The organism is Streptomyces roseochromogenus subsp. oscitans DS 12.976, assembly GCF_000497445.1.
GTDB classification, from domain to species: domain Bacteria; phylum Actinomycetota; class Actinomycetes; order Streptomycetales; family Streptomycetaceae; genus Streptomyces; species Streptomyces oscitans.
The window spans coordinates 9,169,688-9,188,250 of the sequence record NZ_CM002285.1 but is presented as its reverse complement, the minus strand read 5'-3'; the positions used below and the strand labels follow the sequence as shown (position 1 = coordinate 9,188,250).

16 protein-coding genes and 2 pseudogenes are annotated in these 18,563 nt (G+C 70.7%); 10 read left to right on the top strand and 8 right to left on the bottom strand.

Features of this window, described 5'->3' with window-relative positions:
• From M878_RS89445 to M878_RS50190, 3 genes are all read left to right on the top strand, one after another.
• Positions 1-2,418 (top strand): glycosyl hydrolase family 95 catalytic domain-containing protein, encoded by a 2,418-nt coding sequence (locus tag M878_RS89445; RefSeq protein WP_023553440.1) that lies wholly within the window; start codon positions 1-3, stop codon positions 2,416-2,418.
• Between the two features lie 163 nt (positions 2,419-2,581).
• The gene (locus M878_RS89440) at positions 2,582-3,760 is read left to right on the top strand and encodes an SGNH/GDSL hydrolase family protein (protein WP_245238320.1); all 1,179 of its coding nucleotides are present in this window, start codon (positions 2,582-2,584) and stop codon (positions 3,758-3,760) included.
• A gap of 153 nt (positions 3,761-3,913) precedes the next feature.
• Positions 3,914-4,543 carry an AAA family ATPase gene (locus M878_RS50190; protein ID WP_245238319.1) on the top strand — a complete coding sequence of 210 codons (630 nt, stop codon included), beginning with the start codon at positions 3,914-3,916 and terminating at the stop codon, positions 4,541-4,543.
• Positions 4,544-4,585: 42 nt separating this feature from the next.
• On the opposite strand, the gene M878_RS99105 is transcribed toward M878_RS50190, so the two are convergent.
• The 4 genes from M878_RS99105 to M878_RS89420 all read right to left on the bottom strand — a co-directional run bounded on the left by M878_RS99105 (position 4,586) and on the right by M878_RS89420 (position 7,915).
• Positions 4,586-4,975 (bottom strand): gamma-glutamyl-gamma-aminobutyrate hydrolase family protein, encoded by a 390-nt coding sequence (locus tag M878_RS99105; RefSeq protein WP_209445599.1) that lies wholly within the window; start codon positions 4,973-4,975, stop codon positions 4,586-4,588.
• A gap of 67 nt (positions 4,976-5,042) precedes the next feature.
• The gene (locus tag M878_RS89430) at positions 5,043-5,993 is read right to left on the bottom strand and encodes an XdhC family protein (RefSeq protein ID WP_023553435.1); all 951 of its coding nucleotides are present in this window, start codon (positions 5,991-5,993) and stop codon (positions 5,043-5,045) included.
• Positions 5,994-6,121: 128 nt separating this feature from the next.
• The gene (locus M878_RS89425) at positions 6,122-6,787 is read right to left on the bottom strand and encodes a class I SAM-dependent methyltransferase (protein WP_023553434.1); all 666 of its coding nucleotides are present in this window, start codon (positions 6,785-6,787) and stop codon (positions 6,122-6,124) included.
• 306 nt (positions 6,788-7,093) lie between these two features.
• On the bottom strand, positions 7,094-7,915 hold the full coding sequence (locus M878_RS89420) for a class I SAM-dependent methyltransferase (RefSeq protein ID WP_031227219.1): 822 nt from the start codon (positions 7,913-7,915) through the stop codon (positions 7,094-7,096).
• A gap of 71 nt (positions 7,916-7,986) precedes the next feature.
• Here M878_RS89420 and M878_RS89415 point away from each other — a divergent pair, with 71 nt between their 5' ends.
• The 3 genes and pseudogenes from M878_RS89415 to M878_RS000000100765 all read left to right on the top strand — a co-directional run.
• The gene (locus M878_RS89415) at positions 7,987-8,574 is read left to right on the top strand and encodes a TetR/AcrR family transcriptional regulator (RefSeq protein WP_023553432.1); all 588 of its coding nucleotides are present in this window, start codon (positions 7,987-7,989) and stop codon (positions 8,572-8,574) included.
• A 261-nt stretch (positions 8,575-8,835) separates the two neighbouring features.
• Positions 8,836-9,076: pseudogene (locus M878_RS000000100770) on the top strand (IS110 family transposase); the annotation flags it as partial.
• A 104-nt stretch (positions 9,077-9,180) separates the two neighbouring features.
• Positions 9,181-9,315: pseudogene (locus M878_RS000000100765) on the top strand (IS110 family transposase); the annotation flags it as partial.
• 84 nt (positions 9,316-9,399) lie between these two features.
• Here the strand turns inward: M878_RS000000100765 and M878_RS89410 are convergent.
• Both M878_RS89410 and M878_RS89405 read right to left on the bottom strand, forming a co-directional pair.
• Entirely contained in the window at positions 9,400-10,566 is a 1,167-nt protein-coding gene (locus tag M878_RS89410) for an FAD-dependent oxidoreductase (RefSeq protein ID WP_023553431.1), read from the bottom strand.
• A gap of 1 nt (position 10,567) precedes the next feature.
• On the bottom strand, positions 10,568-11,038 hold the full coding sequence (locus tag M878_RS89405) for a hypothetical protein (protein WP_023553430.1): 471 nt from the start codon (positions 11,036-11,038) through the stop codon (positions 10,568-10,570).
• 73 nt (positions 11,039-11,111) lie between these two features.
• Here M878_RS89405 and M878_RS89400 point away from each other — a divergent pair, with 73 nt between their 5' ends.
• The gene (locus M878_RS89400; RefSeq protein ID WP_023553429.1) at positions 11,112-11,705 is read left to right on the top strand and encodes a PadR family transcriptional regulator; all 594 of its coding nucleotides are present in this window, start codon (positions 11,112-11,114) and stop codon (positions 11,703-11,705) included.
• 111 nt (positions 11,706-11,816) lie between these two features.
• Here M878_RS89400 and M878_RS89395 read toward each other — a convergent pair whose 3' ends face one another.
• Positions 11,817-12,671 carry a LysR substrate-binding domain-containing protein gene (locus M878_RS89395; protein WP_023553428.1) on the bottom strand — a complete coding sequence of 285 codons (855 nt, stop codon included), beginning with the start codon at positions 12,669-12,671 and terminating at the stop codon, positions 11,817-11,819.
• A 303-nt stretch (positions 12,672-12,974) separates the two neighbouring features.
• On the opposite strand from M878_RS89395, the gene M878_RS89390 reads away from it, so the two are divergent.
• The 3 genes from M878_RS89390 to amaB are packed head-to-tail and all read left to right on the top strand — an operon-like array spanning position 12,975 to position 17,134.
• Entirely contained in the window at positions 12,975-14,147 is a 1,173-nt protein-coding gene (locus M878_RS89390) for an NAD(P)/FAD-dependent oxidoreductase (RefSeq protein WP_023553427.1), read from the top strand.
• A gap of 51 nt (positions 14,148-14,198) precedes the next feature.
• Complete coding sequence (gene hglS / locus M878_RS89385; protein WP_031227217.1) at positions 14,199-15,608, top strand: 2-oxoadipate dioxygenase/decarboxylase; 1,410 nt, start codon at positions 14,199-14,201, stop codon at positions 15,606-15,608.
• Positions 15,605-17,134 carry an L-piperidine-6-carboxylate dehydrogenase gene (gene amaB, locus M878_RS89380; RefSeq protein ID WP_023553425.1) on the top strand — a complete coding sequence of 510 codons (1,530 nt, stop codon included), beginning with the start codon at positions 15,605-15,607 and terminating at the stop codon, positions 17,132-17,134. The genes hglS and amaB overlap by 4 nt, the downstream gene beginning before the upstream one ends.
• A 15-nt stretch (positions 17,135-17,149) precedes the next feature.
• Here amaB and M878_RS89375 read toward each other — a convergent pair whose 3' ends face one another.
• Complete coding sequence (locus M878_RS89375; RefSeq protein WP_031227216.1) at positions 17,150-18,484, bottom strand: alpha/beta fold hydrolase; 1,335 nt, start codon at positions 18,482-18,484, stop codon at positions 17,150-17,152.
• Positions 18,485-18,563 lie beyond the last annotated feature (79 nt).

Genomic DNA, 18,563 nt, shown 5'->3' with positions numbered 1-18,563 from the left:
GTGGACACTCAGCACACGGCATCGCACGACAACCACCCGAGCCGCAGGGGCTTTCTCGCCCTCGCCGCCGCAGCCGGTACGGCCGCCGCCCTCGGCGGACTGCCCGCCTTCACCGCCTCGGCGGCCCCCGTCCGGCCCACCTCCTCGCCCCTGCTCTCGCCGGCCGCCGCCGCGAAGAACCAGCTGTGGTGGCAGGCCCCCGGCTCCTCCGACTCGATGATCCGGCAGGGTCTGCCGGTCGGGAACGGGCGCCTCGGAGCGCTCGCGAGCAACGACCCCTCCAGCGAACTGCTGACGATCACCGACGCCACCCTGTGGACCGGCGGTCTCAACGACACCCTGCAGAGCGACGGCCAGTTCCCCTACGGCCGGGACGACTTCGGCTCCCTGACCCTGCTGGCCGAGGTCACCGTCGACATCCCCGGGCACGACCTGGGCGCCGTGGACAACTACCGCCGCACCCTGGACCTGGCCCAGGGCCTCGTGAGCGCGTCGTACGACCTGTCCGGTATCACCTACCAACGGCAGATCTTCGCCAGCCGCCCCGACGACGTCATCGTCCTGCACTTCTCCCAGCAGGGTGGCGGCACCTACACCGGCACCGTCTCGCTTGCGGGCACCCACGGCGAGTCCACCACGGTGGATGGCACGGGGCGCTATGTCTCGTTCGGCGCCTCCCTCGCCAACGGGCTGAAGTACGGAGCGGCCGTCACGGCCCGCAGCAGCACCGGGAAGGTCGCCGTCAACGGTACGTCGGTCTCCTTCAGCGGCTGCAAGGACCTCACCGTCGTCTTCAGCGGCGGCACGAACTACGCGCCGGACGCGGCCGCCGGGTTCCGTGATCCGTCCCTGGACCCGGAGCGCCTGGCGCGCTCCAAGGTCCTCGACGCGGCAGGCCATTCCGCGAGCACCCTGCTGCACACCCATGTAGCCGACTTCCGCCCGGTGTTCGAGCGGCTGGGCATCAGCCTCGGTACGTCATCCGCCGCGCAGCGCAGGCTGGACACCTGGCAACGGGTGCAGGCCCGCTACCGGGACGATGTCCCGGACCCCGAACTGGAGGCGGCCTACCTGCAGTTCGGCCGCTACCTGATGATCTCCGGGTCGCGGGGCGTCCTGCCGATGGGTCTGCAGGGGCCGTGGCTGGACGGCAACGACCCGGACTGGATGGGCGACTACCACACCGACATCAACGTCCAGATGAACTACTGGCTGGCCGACCGCGCCGGCCTTTCCGACTGCTTCGACGCCTTCACGGACTACTGCCTCGCCCAGCTGCCTTCCTGGACGGACGTCACCCAGCGGCTGTTCAACAGTCCGAGCAACAGATACCGCAACTCCAGTGGGAAGATCGCCGGTTGGACGGTGGCCATCTCCACCAACCCTTATGGCGGTGGCGGCTGGTGGTGGCACCCGGCGGGCAATGCCTGGCTCTGTCACAACCTGTTCGAGCACTACACATACACCCAGGACCGCGCCTACCTCGACAGGATCTACCCGCTCCTCAAGGGAGCCGTGGAATTCTGGGAGGCCCGGCTCATCACCACGACCGTCACCGACGCCTCCGGAGCCTCGCACGAGGTCCTCATCGCCGACAGCGACTGGTCCCCCGAGCAGGGGCCGCTGGACGCCAAGGGCATCACCTACGCCCAGGAACTGGTGTGGAACCTGTTCGGCAACTACCGCACCGCGACCCAGGTGCTCGGCAAGGACACCTCCTACAGCGCGACGGTCGACGGGCTGCGTCAGCGCCTGTACCTGCCCGTGGTCAGCCCGAAGACCGGCTGGCTGGAGGAGTGGATGTCACCCGACAACCTCGGCGAGACCACGCACCGGCACCTGTCGCCGCTCTTCGGCCTTTTCCCCGGGGACCGGATCCGCCCGGACGACTCCACGCCGAAGGACATCCTCGCCGGAGCCACGGCACTCCTGACCGCCCGCGGCATGAACAGCTACGGCTGGGCCAACGCCTGGCGCAGCCTGTGCTGGTCCCGGCTGAAGAACGCGGAGAAGGCCTACCAGCTCGTCATCACCAACCTGAAGCCGTCGGTCGGCGGCGGCAACGGCAGCGCGCCGAACCTCTTCGACATCATGGACATGGGGCAGGGCCGCGGCATCTTCCAGATCGACGCGAACTTCGGCACCCCCTCCGCGATGATCGAGATGCTGCTCTACTCGCGGCCGGGTCATGTCGAGTTGCTGCCCGCGCTGCCCGCCGCATGGGCGGCATCCGGATCGGTTTCGGGTGTCGGCGTCCGCGGCGGCTTCGTCGCCGACCTCAGATGGAAGAACGGCAAATTCACGCAGTTGACGCTGAGGAGCGTCGGCGGCCGTGACACGACCGTGTTTGCGGGCGGCTCCTCACGGAGCATCAGCCTCAAGCCGGGCGAGTCCGTGACGCTGCGCACCTTCGGCTGAGGACGGGTCGGCAGACGTGGCCAGAGAGTCCAGAGGAGAAGAGTAGGAGAGATCAAGGATGTTCCCGGAAAAGGAAAGAACGGCGGCGGGTCGCCGACCGCGGCGCAGATCCTTGCTGTCCGTGCTCGGCGCGGTGACCGGCACGGCCCTGACGGTCGTTCCGTTGAGCACCGCGCACATGGCGAGCGCCGCCACTCCGTCGGTGCAGGGCAAGGGCACGCGGGTCAGCGCCTGGTCGCCCAGCATGACGACCGGCGGCCCGTCCTTCGACCACGAAACCATCCGGATGGTGGTGCACAGCAGCATCGCGGGCTCGGGCGCCCGCATCACCCTGTCCAACCGGTACAGCACCACCCCGCTCGTCGTCGGCGCCGTGGACGTGGCCGTCCAGGCGAGCGGGGGCGAGGCGACGCGCGGCACCATCCGGAACGTCACCTTCGGCAAGTCCCGTCACCTCACGATCCCGGCCGGCGCCGAGGAGGTCAGCGACGTCGTCCCGATCTCAGTCAGCACCGGGGAGAACCTGCTGGTCAGTCTGTACGTGCCCGGCAGCACGGGGATGTCGACCTGGCACTCCGACGCGTTCGACACCACCTACATCGCCTACGGCAACCACACGGGTGACGACGGCGCCGCCGCGTTCGGCACCACCAGGACCTCCTGGTACTACCTGGCCGGACTGGACGTCGTGTCCGCGACCGCGAAGGGCACCGTCGTCGCGTTCGGCGACTCCATCACGGACGGCTACCGCTCCTCGACCGGCACCTACACCCGCTGGCCCGACTTCCTCGCACGCCGGCTGGGCGCCAGGCCGGGCCCGCAGAGGCTGAGCGTCGTCGACGCCGGTATCGGCGGCAACCGGGTCCTCACCGACGTCCCGAACCCGTGGCAGGGGGTCAGCGCCCTGAAGCGCTTCGGCCACGACGCCCTCGGCCGGCCAGGTGTCAAGGACGTGATCCTCCTCGAAGGCATCAACGACATCGGCAACAACGCAGGCCCCGACGGACAGCCACTGACCGCCCAGGATCTCATCGACGGCTACCGCGCCCTGATCGACGAGGCGCATGCCGCCCGTGTCCGCGTCATCGGCGCGACCCTGATGCCCGACAAGGGCAACGGCTACTACACGCCTGCCGCCGAGGCGATCCGGCAGAGCGTCAACCGGTGGATCCGCACCAGCGGTGCCTTCGACGGTGTCATCGACTTCGACCGGGCCATGCGTGACCCCGCGAACCCGGCCGCCCTCGACCCGGCGTACGACTCGGGCGACCACCTCCATCCCGGCGACGCGGGCATGAAGGCCATGGCCGACGCGGTCGACCTGCGGCTCCTGCGCACCTGACGTACCTTCGGGGCTGGTGCCCGGCACCAGCCCCTCCCCATGGATCAAGCGGTGGCCTCGTCGTCGCCGTACCAGCCGCCGACCCAACGGCCGCTCTTCAGCCGTGCCCGGACGAAACGGGCATCCCGGTCTGCGAACACCTGGTAAATGCGATTGCCGACCACCCCGCCCGCTGACACGATTGCGGACGTGAACACGGCTGAGAGACCGGACTGCCTGATCGTGACCGGGATGCCGGGTGCTGGGAAGTCGACGGTGACCAGGCTCATCGCTGAGCAACTGCCCCGCTCCGCCCGGCTCGACGGCGATTTCATCAGCAGGCTGGTGGTCGGCGGTCGCGTCGGAGCGCTCGGCGAGCCGGCCGAAGAGGCGGCGCGGCAAGTCGAGTTGTGCAACCGCAATCTGTGCACGCTGGCGAACAACTTCGCCGACGCCGGCTTCACGCCGGTTATCGACTGGGTGATCCCCGACCGCGCACAGCTGGACTTCTTCGTCTCCCTCCTCCCGGCTCGCCGGGTATTGTTCGTCGTGCTCGCGCCGGGCAGCGAAGTGTGCCGGTACCGCAACACCATCAGGGACCCTCGGGAGCGGTTCGACTTCGACGGTTACGACGCTCTCGACGCCGCCATGAGGCGCGAACTCGGCGATGTCGGCTGGTGGTTCGACACCGCGGCCCTTTCTCCCGAGGAGACCGTGGAGTGCATCGTCCGGGAAGCCGGGATGGAGGCCGCCGCCGGGTCCAGCCGTCGTATCGCAGCCGACAGCGAGGGCTGCGACACGTAACAGGCGGCCGCCGCGAGGTGAAGGAACGGTCGATCCGCGCCTTCAAGCAGCCCGGCGGGACGCGTGCGCCAGGAAGTGGTGCGGGGCGTCCTCGTAGGAGGTCAGGTCCCAGCCGGCGCTCAGCAGCTCCGGCACGGCGGCGAACAGCGGGGCGGTGTGCGTGGCGGCTGGCGTGCGGACGTCACCCCGGCCGATCCGCGCGCCGGTACCGGGCCGGGCGGTGCCGCCCGCCGCGATCGCCAGCAGTTGAGCGCCGAGGCACACACCCAGCACGGGCACCCCGGCCTCCAGCGCGGCCCGCAACAGCGCCAGTTCCGCGCTCTGCGGGAGGGACGTCCACGCCGTCGGAGACAGGGCCGCTCGTCGCCACCAGGGCCACCATGTCGTCCATCGTGTCCGGCCCACCACAGCCCAGCAAATGAGCTGGAGCATGCGCAACCGGATTCCCGGCACCGTCACCGACCTGGATCGGCCCGTCCGCCTCGCGCAGCACGCGGGCCTAGCGCCCGTCGAGGGCGGCGAGCACCTCGGCGCAGATGGCCAGTGCCGTCTCGGCCGGAGTACGGGCGCCCAGGTCGAGGCCGATGGGGCCGTGGATGCGCCCGAGCTGCTCCTCGTCGAGGCCGGCCTTGACGAGATCCGCAGCGCGCCGGGCCTGGGTACGGCGTGAGCCCAGCGCACCGACGTAAGAGATGCCGCTGGTCAACGCGGCGGACAGGACGGGGATGTCGACGTCCGGTTCATGCGAAAGGACGATGAGGCAGGCGGCGGCCGGGCGTTCGGCGAGCCGCCGTACGGCGTCCTGCGCGGCGGTCTCCACCGTGGCGTGCCAGCCCAGCAGCTGGGCCTGCGCGGTGAGCAGGTCGGCGAGTTCGCCTCCTCCCACAATGACCAGTTGGGGTACGGCCGGGAACGTCTCGATGAGGACGAGTCCGTCGTCTGTGTAGCGGGCGTCCCGACCGGCCCGGCGGCGGGTGAGCAGTTCCCGAGCGCGTGCGACGGCCTGGGCGGGCCCTTCATCGCCCTCCGGCGCCGTCGTCGCCACGGTGCTTGCCACCCGGGTGTGCTGCTCGTCCAACTGGGTGATCAGCGCGACGTCGGCTCCCTCGGCCAGCAGATCCCACCAGCGGGCGGGCACGGTGTGCAGGGATTGCAGCAGCACCTCGGCCTGGCCGCCGCAGGTCATTCCGGCCCGCTTCACGTCGTCATCGTGGACGGAGACCGCACGTACGCATGCGGTGTGGCCCGCGGGCAGAGCGGCGGCCTCCGCGGCCAAGTACTCGTCGAACACACCGCGGTACAGGGTGCCGTAGCACCGACCATCCTGGTCGATCAGGACCGCGTCGGCAGGGTGCCGGGGGCCGAAGCCCTGCTCGGTGAGGGGGCGGGCGAGAACGCCCGTACGTCCCTGCGCCGCCCACTGCCGGGCCGTCTCCGCCAGCTCACGCATGATCGCGGTCCCTCCTCGTCCGGGCGTCGGCACCGGGAACCGCCTGGTCAGCGGCGGCACCGTTACGGGAATTCTAGTAAGGCGCCCCAGGCTGCGTGCGATACGCTCCGCTCGAGTCCCGCCGTCGCTCAGCCGACGGCCGTCGGCGGCTCCGCGATGCCGATGAAATTCCAGGCCACGGGCCGGATACGAACCGACCACCCCAGCGCGGTGAGGTCGTCCGTGAGCGTCCGGACATCGTGGAACACCTTCACGATGCGGTACTGACTGCCGTCGTCCAGCCGACGCAGCGCCGCCGGGACGGGCAGGTTCGCCAGGACTTCCTCCTCAGTGGCAGCGACAGCGGCGGGGCCGTCGTCGATGAAGATCGCTTTGCCGCCCGGCGCGAGCGCGGCGGCGACGGTGCTCCAGAAGTCGGCGAACCGCGACGGCGGGACATGGGAGAGCCAGAAGGCGAAGAACACGGTGTCGTAGCGGCGCGGCGGCTGCCATTCGAAGAGGTCGGCCTCTAGGAAGCGGACCGTGGGCGACTCGGTGCGCACCCGGGCCAGCGCCAGGACCTCGGCCGCCGCATCGACAGCCGTCACCGACCGCGCCCGCTCCGCGAGCCTGGCCGTCCACTGGCCCGTTCCGCAGGCCAACTCCAACACATCGCCGATGACCGGGAGTTCATCGACGAAAGCCAGCAAGTCCCGCAGTTCTTCGACCCGCTCATAGGGCCGGTCGTATTCGGCCGCGGCCGCCCTGTAGTAGTCCCTCTGCTCTGCCAGCAGGGCGTCGACATCCCCATCCATGCAGGGTCCTCTCCTCTCGGTACGGTCCGAGTGCGGTTGACACCGAGCTTGGTCAGATCGCCGACCCGCTCGCCAGACCCCACAGATCCCCTCAGCGGTACGTCAGTCCCCCGTCAGCAGGCTCTGCCAATCTGATTCACGTGAACGGCACCGGACACCGACCGGGGCCGGGAACGAGGTGAGGTGCCCGGAGTGGTGGATCGGGGACCAGCGAGCACGCCTCGTGGTCGGGTCCACCAGGCCCACGCAGGTTCAAATCCTGCCCTCTCCGCCACATGGGAACACTCTGGTCGGCACGGGGACCTTTCACGAGGTGCGCACGCTGGTCAGCACCAGCGCGGTGTAGTGCATGGTGAAGCTGCCGCCAATCGCGTCGATGGCGTCTCCGAGGCCGGCGAGGAGGGCATCCAGTTCGGCCGAGGGGAGCCGGCCGTGGCCGCCGAAGGTCGGCACTTGGTCCAGCCACTCCTCACGGGTGTAGTGACGGTCCCAGTCGAAGTGCCACTGCTCGGGTTCGCCGAACGCGCCTGACTGTGCGAGCCCTCCGGACGCCCTGGCGAGCACGCCCACGCTGCTCTGCGGGCCGGCCATCGCGCGCTGGTAGATCGGCGAGTCGGGCAGCACCCGGGCGTAGACGGCGCCGAACGCCTCGGCCACCTCGCGGGCGGGCCGGAACGCGTTCCAGAACAGGGCCAGTCGAGCGCCGGGCCGGAGCGTGCGGGCCGCCTTGGCGGCGCCGGCCACCGGGTCGATCCAGTGCCAGGCCGTCCCGGCGATCAGCGTGTCGAAGATCCGGCCGGCCGGGTCCCAGTCCTCGAACCTGGCGACCTCGACCTCAAGTCCCTTGTGGCGCGCGAAATCCGCCATCCGTGGGTCGGGCTCGACCCCCAGCACCGTGCAACCAGCGCTTTGGAAGGCCAGTCCGGCGATACCGGTGCCCGCGCCCACGTCGAGGATGTCGCGGCCGCGGCCGGCGGCGATGATGCGCTCCACCAGGGCGTCGGGGTAGCGGGGCCGGGTCCGGTCGTACCGCTCGGCATCCGTGCCGTACGACTCCGCCACACTCCGCTGCGTGTGTGCCTCGTGCTCGGTAAGGCGCCCGTGATGCGCCGAAGGTAAAGTGGGCATGCGCCCACTATAAGTGGGCGCATGCCCACTCGACAACGGGTGAGCGCGATTCGAGAAGGGTGAGGTGTGCAGTGCCGACAGGGATCGCTCTGCGCGACGCGCGTGAGCAACTGTTCGCCGCCGCGGAGCGCGTGCTGCTCCGGGACGGGGCGAACGCGTTGACCAGCCGGGCGGTCACCACCGAGGCGGGGGTCGCCAAGGGCCTGCTGCACCGGCACTTCGCGGACTTCGACGACTTCCTCGTCCAGTTCGTCCTGGACCGCATCGGCCGGATCGAGGCTCAGGCCATCGCGCTGCGCGAGTCCGCCGGCACCGGCAGGGTCGTCGACAACCTGACCCACACGCTGACCGGCCTGTTCGAATCGATCGCCCTGAAGATCGTCGGTCTCGTCGTCTCCCGCGACGCCGTACGCACCAGACTGCGCGAGGTCACAGGTGGCGGCATTCCGGTGCTGCGGGAAGCCACCGACATGATCCGCTCCTACCTCGCCGTCGAGCGCGAACGGGGGCGGGTCGCAGCCGACGCCGACATCGAGGCGCTCGCACCCACGTTGATCGGCGCCGCCCATCTCCTGTTCGCCGGACGGGAAGACACTCCACCGGCGACCGGCGAGGTCGAGAAGGTCGTCACCACGGTCATCGCGGACGCCGCGGCCTAGGCTGCTTCGTCGGGAACGGGTCCCCCGGTCGTGCGGCTCTACCCTTCTTCCTGGGTCCGCCCCAGCCATTCGTAGGGTTGTGGCACCAGGGGGCTGGGTGTGGCTTTCATGCGGCTGCCAGCTGTGGCTCGGTAGGCTTGGCCGCCCGGCTCCCCACGACGGCTCGGCCGCCGATCGGGAAATGCGAACAGGTCGCTGTGTAGAACAATGCCGGCGACGCCGTCCGTGGTACGTACTGCACGCACGACGAGCTGGAGCACTCTGAGCCGGATATGGGCCGGGACCGACTGCGGCACAACCCACCACCAGTGCCTGGTCCTGGACGACGAGGGCAACGCACGGCTGTCCCGACGGGTGGCCAACGACGAGCCCGACCTGCTGAAGCTGATCGGAGATGTCCTGGACCTCGCAGACGGCAGAGAGGTCACCTGGGCCTTGGACATGGCGGGCGGCGGCCCCGGCCCGCTGATCGCCCGTCAATCACGGCCAGGAACTGGTCCACTGCCTGGCTGCGCAACCGGAAGGCTCGCAACCCCGAGGCTCTCGCCGTCAAAACCGTCAAAGCCGTCGAGGCCGCCGAGCGGCAGCACACCGCCGTCGCAGGCGAGACGGTGTGCCGAGGGCAAACGCCATGTCCAGGCCGTGCTCGCTCTCGCCCGCCGGCGCGTGAACGTTCTGTGGGCCCTGATCCGTGACCGACGCTGCTACCAAGTGACACCTCCCGTCACTGCGCCGGCTTGACTTCAGCATGGGGAAGCCCGCCCCGCACCGCGCTCGCGGGCACAACGACGTCAAGCGGCGCGTCCACGGGATTCCGTCCCGCACTCAGGCGGCGACGGGGTCCTCCCAGCGGATCCGGTGGTCGTACTGCCATGCCATCTTCTCGGGGGTGGCGAGGCGGGCGAACAGCGGCAGGAGAGCGTCCCGGACCACCCGGCCCACCGGCCCGGCGGCCTTGCCGCTGTTGCTGCGGGCGCCCTGGGCGATCACTCGCTCGACCCGGGCGCGGCGGGCACGCTCATAGGCGGCGAACGCCTGGTCGTGCGGCAGGTCCCGGAGCGCCCGGGCGAGTTCCACAGCGCTCTCCGCGGCGAGCGAGACGCCCTGGCCGGAGCTGGGCGAGGTGGCGTGGGCGGAGTCGCCGACCAGCACCATGCGGCCGCGGTGCCAGTGCGGGACGTGCGGGAGATCCTGCATGGGACCGGCGGTGATCAGGTCGTCGGGCGAGGTGCGCCGCAGCAGCTCCAGGGCGGGGACGCCGTCCCCGGCGAAGGCCTCGCCCAGCCGGCGCAGCCACTCCTCGTTCGAGGTCTGCCGCACCTGCTGCCATGTCAGGTAGGAGTGGGGAAGGTTGGCGAACCAGACGCCGGTGCCGTCGTCGAACGACTGGTAGCCGAAGAACGCCCGGCGGCCGAAGGCCATGTACATACGGTCGCCGGTGGGCGGCAGTCCGGCGCCGTGGACCTGGGCGCCGAAGCCCAGCAGCCCTGAGTAGCGCGGCTGGGGCGCCTGGGGGTCGATCAGCCTGCGCACGGTGGAGCGCAGGCCGTCGGCACCGATCAGCGCGTCGGCCTCCTCGCTGGCGGTGCCGTCGGCGAAGACGGCCCGGATGCCGGTGTCGCTCTCGCGGACGTCGACCAGCTGATGGCCGTGGTGCACCTCGACGCCCTGGCTCAGAGTCAGGTCGTAGAGCCGTCGGTACAGATCGGCGCGCCAGCTGAACTGCATGGGCTGGCGGATCTCGGTGATGGTCCTGCCCTTGTGGTTCTGCAGCACGATGGCGTTCATCGGGGCGCCGACCCGGTCGAGTCCGACCAGACCGAGTGCGGCACGGCCGTTGGGCGCGATACCCAGGCCGCCGCCTATACCGTCGGCGGTCGTCGCATAGGACTCGTGCACGGTGGCTTCGATCCCGGCCCGGCGCAGCGCGAGGGCTGCGACGGGGCCGGCGATGCCGCCGCCCACGACGATGGCGGTGCGGGTGCCGGACATGTCAGTGGGTCCTCTCACGGGTCGGGTCGTCCACGACGGGCAGGCCGCCCTCGCGGTGGGCGCGGCGCAGGTCGTCCAGGTAGGCGCGGGAGCACATGGCGGTGAGCTGGGCGGTGCCGCCGCGACGGATGCGGATCTCGCCGTCGGTGACCACTCCGGCCAGCCGCAGCAGCGCCGGACCGGTACCGGGCTGGGCGTCCTTCACCCGTCCACGGCGGGTGAAGGCGAGGTCCCAGCTGTCCACGGCGACGTCTTCGGGCAACAGCAAGGTGACCGCGGCGGAGAGGAGCTCCAGCCGCACGCTGACCGGTTCGCCCCAGCCGATCCGCGGTGAGCGGAGGTCCAGCACGACGGTGGCGCGGCGGGCTCGTACGTCGAACTCGGTGGCCTCGGTCCAGTGACCCAGGTGCTTCACGGTGGCGTGGTCCGCATGGATGCGCTCGGCGGACTCGAGCGGAGTCGCTGTCATCATGTGTGGATAGTTGCAGTGAAACTAGTATCTCGTCAACTAGTTGCTTTGAGAGTGGCTCCGGTAGGCTCCCGGCATGCGCAGCTCCCCTCTCGGCCTCACCGTTCTCTCGCTCCTGCACCTGCAGCCGCTGCACCCGTACGGCATCCAGCGGCTGATCAAGCAGTGGGGGAAGGACCAGGTCGTCAACGTCAGCCAGCGGGCGAGCCTGTACCGGACCATCGACCGGCTGCTGGAGGCGGGGCTGATCGCCGTGCGCGAGACCAGCCGGGATCAGCAGTACCCGGAACGCACGGTCTACGAGGTGACGGACGCGGGCCGTACGGCAACGCGCGAGTGGCTGCGGGAGATGCTGGTGGCGCCGCGGGCGGACTACCCGGAATTCCCCGCCGCGCTCTCCTTCACCATGATGCTGCTGCCACAGGAGGTTGCGGTCGATCTGTCCGCTCGTGCCGCACAAGTACGCGCCCGGCTGGGCGAGTTGGAGGCTGCCGCCGAGGGCGCCCGCCAACTCGCGCTGCCCCGGGTCACCATGCTGGAGGACGAGTACCGCCGCGCCGTACTGATCGCGGAGCTCAACTGGCTCGACGCGGTCACATCCGACCTCCGTTCCGGCGCGCTCACCTGGGACTTCGAAACCCTGGCAGCTCTCGCCAGAGCTACGTCCTGAGGAGCCGGAGCACCCGCTGCCAGCGGACTTCCTCGTACGTTCGCCCCGGGACACGAGTCCACCCGCAGGCCGCTCCGCGGGGGTGACAGCCTCGTGGCCGAGAAGCTGTGGCTACGAGAACAACGGGGCGCCGGTCACCCCGGGGCCGGACGGCACTGCCTGCATCAGCGTCTTCGACGGCGCGGCCGCCGTGCGCGACGGCGGGTGTCCTTCGCGGGCGGTCCGGGCCAGGACATCGGCCAGGGCCGCCACCGTCGGCCGGTGTTCGGCGAAGGAGGGGCAGACCACCACGATGTGACGCTCCGTGGTCTCCCGCAGTTCCAGGACGTCGAAGCAGGACGGGCGCAGCCGGAGCATCAGGTCGGTCACCTCGCTGACCCCGACGCCGGCCTCGACCAGGGCCAGGGTGGCGGCCGTGTCCGTCACCTCGTGCAGCACCTGCGGTTCGAATCCGGCTCGGCGGCAGGCGGTGAGCACGGCGCGGCCGTAGTAGCTGCCGGCCGACGGCAGGATCCAGCCCAGTCCGCCGGCGTCGGCGAGCGAGACCTTCTTCCGGCCGGGCATGGCTCCGGCGGGCAGCGCGAGCGAGAAGCGTTCCCTGGACAGCTCGGTCTCCCGCAGGGACGGATCGCGCGGGATCGGCACGTCCGGGTAGTCCAGGCCCAGGGCCAGGTCCACGGTGCCGCCGGCGACCGCGTCGTACACCTCGTCCACATCCATGTCCCGGCTGCGCACGGTCACGCCGGGATGCCGCTCGCGTACCTGGCGCAGAGCCGGCGGCAGGATCTCGGCGGCGGCCGTGGCGAAGAGCCCGATCCGCAGCGTTCCGGATATCTCGTCGCGTGTGCGCTCCAGCGCTTCGACTGCCTCGGCTTCCGTGGTGAGGATGCGCTCGGCGTGGAGGGCCAGGGTGGCCCCGGGGTCGGTGAGTTCCACGCGGCGTCCCACCCGCCCCAGCAGCTCCATCCCGGTGGCCTTCTCCAGATGCGGCGATCTGCTGCGAGACCCCGCCCGGTGTTATCCCAGGGCTTCCGCGACCGCGGTGATGGTGCCACGCCTGGTCAGTTCCACCAGTGAGCGCAGCTGCGGACTAGTCCGGTCCAAATTGGGACCTAAAAGATCAATGGCATGCATCGTCGATGGACGTCGATGGTCGGCTTGCTGCACGATGACGCGGAGACTGGTGATCGGCATCACTCTGTCACTGACAGCCCCGCCGCCCGGACACGGCACCGTCCGGCGCGGTGGCCTCCGGAAGGGAGTGGCCCGTTGTCCTCCTCCGTCTTCCGCACCGTTCCGGCTTCCGCCGATGTGGTGATCATCGGTGGTGGCGTCATGGGTGCGAGCACCGCCTTCCACCTCGCCGAGGCCGGCGTGACGAAGGTCGTCGTCGTGGAGCGCGGCGACCTCGGCTGCGGCAGTTCGGGCAAGCCGATCGGCGGTGTCCGCGCCCAGTTCTCCGATCCGCTCAACATCGAGCTGGGCAGCCGCAGCCTGCGTGCCTACCGGGACTTCCCCCGCCGACCCGGCGCCGGCATCGGGCTGGACACCGTCGGCTATCTCTTCCTCCTCGACAGCGAACAGCAGGCGACCGCCTTCGAGGCCGGGGTCAAGCTCCAGAACAGCCTCGACGTGCCGAGCCGCATGATCGGCCCCGACGAGGCCCGGCGCTTGTGTCCGTACGTCAGCACCGACGGGCTCGTGGCCGCCGCGTACTCCCCCACCGACGGGCATGCCCGCCCGGCCCTGGTCGTCCAGGGGTATGCGCGGGCCGCGGCCCGGGCCGGCGTCACCCTCGCCACCCACACCGCGGTCCTGGGCCTCGACACGGCCGGAGACCGCGTGGTCGGTGTACACACCAGCCACGGCCGTATCGCGTGCTCCACCGTCATCTGCACGGCGGGGGCGTGGTCGGCGCACATCGGCGCCATGGCCGGCGTCGGCCTTCCCGTCCGGCCGGTGAAACGGCAGCTGTCCTTCACCGTGCCGCTCGCACCGCCCGCCCCGCGCATCCCGTTCACGATCGACTTCTCCTCGACCGCGTACTTCCACAACAGCGACGACGGCCTGCTGTTCGGGCTGGCCGACCCCGGCCAGCAGGACGGCTTCGACACGACCTGGACCCCGGAGTGGCTGGAACTGTTCCGCGCCATCGCCCGCCGCCGCGCCCCGGCCCTTGCCGAGATGCGGACCTGCGACGGCTGGGCGGGCCTGTACGAGGTCACACCGGACCACAACGCGCTCATCGGCCGCTCCGGCGAGCTGCCCAACTTCCTTTATGCCGCCGGGTTTTCGGGGCACGGATTCCTGCAGGCGCCCGCGGTCGGCGAAGTCGTACGCGACCTGTACCTGGAGCGGAAGCCGTTCACCGACATCTCCCCGCTCAGCGCCGACCGGTTCCGTCCCGGCGCCGGCGCCCGCCCCGAAGCCCACGTCGTCTGACTACCCATGGCTCACCTCGTGTGACCCCGACCGAAAGGCCGAACCATGGCCATGATCAGTCAGTGGCGGCTGCGAGCCGCCTTCGCGGAGCGGCTGTCGCGGATGTACGGGCGGGAGGTGCCCGCCTACACCACGCTCGTGGACGTCTCGCGCGAGGTCAACGAGGACGTCCTGCGCGCGCGGGGGGCCGACGCCGAGCGTCTGGGGTCCATCGGCAGGGTGACCGCCGAGCGGCACGGGGCCATCCGCGTCGGCACACCGCGCGAACTGCGGCAGGTCGCCCGTGTCTTCGGCGCTCTCGGCATGTGTCCGGTCGGCTTCTACGACCTGCGGGAGGCCGCTGCCAGCACCGTGCCCGTCGTCTCCACCGCCTTCCGGCCGGTCGACGGCGAGGAACTGGCGCGCAACCCCTTCCGGGTGTTCACCTCGATGCTCACGCCGGCCGACCCCCGATTCTTCGACGCCGACCTGCGCGCACGTCTGGAGACCTTCCTCGCGGCTCGCGAACTCTTCCCGCCCGAGCTGCTGGCGCTGGCCGACCAGGCCGCCGCCGAGCGGGAACTGCCCGAGCCGCAGGCCGAGCGGTTTCTGCAGCTCGCCGTGGCGGCCTTCGAACTGTCCGCCGAGCCGGTCGACAAGGCCTGGTACGAGACGCTGGAGCGGATCTCCGCCGTAGCCGCGGACATCGGCGGCGTGCACAGCACCCACATCAACCACCTCACCCCGCGTGTCCTGGACATCGACGAGCTGTACCGGCGGATGACCGAGCGCGGCATCGAGATGATCGACACCATCCAGGGCCCACCGGCCTGGAAGGGCCCCGACGTCCTGCTGCGGCAGACCTCCTTCCGGGCCCTGGCCGAGACCCGAGCGATGCGCACCCCGGACGGCAGCGTGGTCAGCGGCGCCCTGCGGGTCCGCTTCGGCGAGGTCGAAGCCCGCGGCATCGCCCTCACCCGCGAGGGCCGCGCCCTGTACGACGACCTCCTCGGCCGCGTGGACGAGCAGGCCTCGCAGCACCCCTCGGAGCCGCGCGGTGACATCGCACGCGCCGTGTGGGAGCGGCACATGCCCGGCAGCGAACTGGAACTCGCCGCCGAGGCACTGGCCTACTTCACCTACCGAGTCAGCCCCGACCGGACGCGCGACGGCAGCCGCCCGCCCGCCGATCTCGGCGCACTGGTCCGGCAGGGCTGGGTGCGGGCCGAGCCCATCGTCTACGAGGACTTCCTGCCCCGCTCCGCCGCCGGCATCTTCCAGTCCAACCTCAGCGGCGAGGGCATCCGCGACACCGGCCGGCAGGGCATCGCGTACGACGCCGCCTGGCTCTCCGGCGCCATCGGCCGCGACGTCCTGGACCCCTTCGCCCTCTACGAACGGCAGCAGAACCGCTCGCTCGCGGAGGTCGCCCGCGCGCTCGACCTGACCGGCACTCCCTCACCCCTTCAAGGACGGCCATGACCAGCACCCCACTGCCCACCACGGACGAACTGCGCGCCCGCGCCCGTACGTCCCTCCGGAACATCGGCGTCGACGTGCCCGAGGGCGACGCCCTCCACGCCCGTACGCCCCTCACCGGCGAGCACCTCTTCGGGCTGCGGGCAGCCACCGGCGCCGACACCGAAGAGGCCATCGCCACCACCCGAACCGCGTTCCTCATCTGGCGCACCACACCCGCACCGTGCCGTGGTGAACTCGTACGCCGCCTGGGCGAGTTGCTGCGCGTACACAAGGGCGATCTGGCCGACCTCGTCACCATCGAGGCGGGCAAGATCCGCTCCGAGGCGCTCGGCGAGATCCAGGAGATGATCGACATCTGCGACTTCGCGGTCGGCCTGTCCCGGCAGTTGTACGGCCGTACGATCGCCTCCGAACGCCCCGGCCACCGCCTGGCCGAGACCTGGCATCCGCTCGGCGTGGTCGGCGTCATCTCCGCCTTCAACTTCCCCGCCGCCGTATGGTCCTGGAACACCGCCGTCGCCCTGGTCTGCGGCGACACCGTGGTCTGGAAGCCCTCGGAGTTCACGCCGCTGATCTCCCTGGCCTGCGACCACCTGCTCGCCCGTGCCGCCGAGGATGTCGGCGCGCCCCGTGACGTGCACCGCCTGCTCCTCGGTGACCGGGCGGTGGGCGGGCAACTGGTCGACGACCCCCGTGTCGCCCTCGTCAGCGCCACCGGCTCGACCCGTATGGGCCGCGAGGTCGGCCCGCGCGTCGCCGCCCGCTTCGGCCGCAGCCTGCTGGAGCTCGGCGGCAACAACGCCGCGATCGTCGCCCCGTCCGCCGACCTGGACCTCGCGGTCCCGGCCATCGTCTTCGCCGCGGCCGGCACCGCGGGCCAGCGCTGTACGACACTGCGCCGCCTGATCGTCCACCGCGACATCGCCGACCCCCTCATCGAGCGGCTGACCGGCGCGTACACCAAACTCCCCATCGGCAACCCGTTCGACGACACCACGCTCGTCGGCCCGCTCATCTCCACGACGGCGCTGGACGCCATGCACCACGCCCTCACCCGTGTCCAGGCCCAGGGCGGCAAGATCCTGGCCGGCGGGAACCGGCGCCTCGCCGAGGCGGCGCCCGCGGCGGCCTACACCGAGCCGGTCCTCGTCCGCGTCGCCGAACAGACCGACGTCGTACGGGAGGAGACCTTCGCGCCGATCCTGTACGTCCTCACCTACGACACCCTCGACGAGGCGATCGCCCTGCACAACGACGTCCCGCAGGGCCTGTCGTCCAGCATCTTCACCCGCGACCAGCAGGAAGCCGAGATCTTCCTGTCCGCCGCCGGCTCCGACTGCGGCATCGCCAACGTCAACATCGGCACCTCCGGAGCCGAGATCGGCGGCGCCTTCGGAGGCGAGAAGGACACCGGCGGCGGCCGCGAGTCCGGCTCCGACGCCTGGAAGTCCTACATGCGCTCGGCCACCAACACCGTCAACTACTCCAGCGAACTCTCTCTCGCCCAGGGCGTGAGCTTCCTCTGACCCCTTCCGCGCGGCTCACTTGTGGTCGTGCAGGAAGGCGGGGATCTCGTCGCGGGTCGGGTAGTTCGGCAGAGGTGCCGGCTCGGCTTGGAGGAACGCGGTGATGACAGCGGCGGCTCGGTCGTTGTTGTCGTCCAGACCGTTCCACAGGTGATGGCCGACTCCGGGCATGTACTGCGCGCGCTCGATGGCGGGGTCGTCGGCGAGGACGGCGGTCTCCCATTGCCGGACCTGCGAGGAACACTCGGCGATCATCAGCATGGCGGGCGTCTTCGAACGCCTCAGCCGCGGTGCGAGGGAGGGCGCGTCCTGCACCGTCTGCTGGATGCGGAGGCTGGCGGCGGGGCTGAACGAGAAGTTCTGTGCCGTGTCTTCGGAGGGGATGCGGTGCGCGTCGCGCGCGCAGTAGGCGGACGCGGTGTCGCCGCCGAGGTCGGCGGCGGTGAACGCGTTGTCGCCCTCGGCCTGTCCGATCAGTCCGGTGTCGGGGGTGAGCAGTCCGAGTCGCATGAGGCCGAAGGCCACGGCGTACCGGGGGACGTGGGTCGATCGCGGTCCGGCCATCGCCGGTGCGAGGCCGCGCGCGGACGGACGCCCCCGGTGCCCGCCGATCCTCGCCGTCGGGCCGTCCATCGGGCCGGGTTCGGCGATGACCGCCCGGTGCAGATGCGCGGCGACGGAGGGGTCGGCCAGGGCTCGGGTGAGCACGACCGCGCCCGACGAGAAGCCGAGGACGTCGGCCTTGCCCTGGCCCAGGTGGTGGATGAACGCGCCGAGGTCACGGACCGATCGGGAGATCGTGTACTGGTCCATGGGGAGCAGGTCGCTCCGTCCGCCGCCGGCCTGTTCGTAGGCGTACACGTCGTAGCCCTGACGGGCCAGGAGTTGCAGGAACCGGTGGTCGAGCACCGAGATGCCGCGGACCGGTCCGCCGTTGAGGTACACGAGCGGGATGCGGTGCCGGGTCCCGGGGTTCGCGGGCGGGTAGTGGTACACAGCGACCCGGCTGCCGGTGTCCAGCCTCCAGTGCTGCGTGGCCACGAACGGCAGGCCGGGCGGATACCGCCGGGCCGTGGGTGCGGTCGGGACGCAGACCGACGCTGTCAGCGCCGCCGCGAGGATCACGGGCACGAACGGCACGAGCCGCGCCGCCCCGGTGCGGCTGCGGCCTCGCCACAGTGCGGCGGCAGAACCGGCGCCGAGGGTCGCCAGCCATGCGGCGAGTCCCGAGTCGGCGCCGTTGGTCAGGACGAGCGACGCGAGAAAGACAACAGCCAGTGTCACGACGGCAGTCAGCGCCAGCAGCACGCGTCCGGCGAAGCGGACAGGGCGTATGGCATACGTGGGCACGGTGAACCCCCAGGTTCCAGAACGTTGTTTCGGAACGATGTTTCAAAACGACGTTATCAAAGGAGGTAGGCTTCTCGTC

Bases quoted from the DNA above. Each gene is read 5' to 3' on its own strand.
- M878_RS89410 (WP_023553431.1), bottom strand. From the start codon at position 10,566: ATGTCCGGCACCCGCACCGCCATCGTCGTGGGCGGCGGCATCGCCGGC.
- hglS (WP_031227217.1), top strand. From the start codon at position 14,199: ATGATCAGTCAGTGGCGGCTGCGAGCCGCCTTCGCGGAGCGGCTGTCG.
- M878_RS89395 (WP_023553428.1), bottom strand. From the start codon at position 12,671: ATGGAGCTGCTGGGGCGGGTGGGACGCCGCGTGGAACTCACCGACCCC.
- M878_RS89405 (WP_023553430.1), bottom strand. From the start codon at position 11,038: ATGATGACAGCGACTCCGCTCGAGTCCGCCGAGCGCATCCATGCGGAC.
- M878_RS89430 (WP_023553435.1), bottom strand. From the start codon at position 5,993: ATGCGTGAGCTGGCGGAGACGGCCCGGCAGTGGGCGGCGCAGGGACGT.
- M878_RS89400 (WP_023553429.1), top strand. From the start codon at position 11,112: ATGCGCAGCTCCCCTCTCGGCCTCACCGTTCTCTCGCTCCTGCACCTG.
- M878_RS99105 (WP_209445599.1), bottom strand. From the start codon at position 4,975: ATGCTCCAGCTCATTTGCTGGGCTGTGGTGGGCCGGACACGATGGACG.
- amaB (WP_023553425.1), top strand. From the start codon at position 15,605: ATGACCAGCACCCCACTGCCCACCACGGACGAACTGCGCGCCCGCGCC.
- M878_RS89425 (WP_023553434.1), bottom strand. From the start codon at position 6,787: ATGGATGGGGATGTCGACGCCCTGCTGGCAGAGCAGAGGGACTACTAC.
- M878_RS89420 (WP_031227219.1), bottom strand. From the start codon at position 7,915: ATGCCCACTTTACCTTCGGCGCATCACGGGCGCCTTACCGAGCACGAG.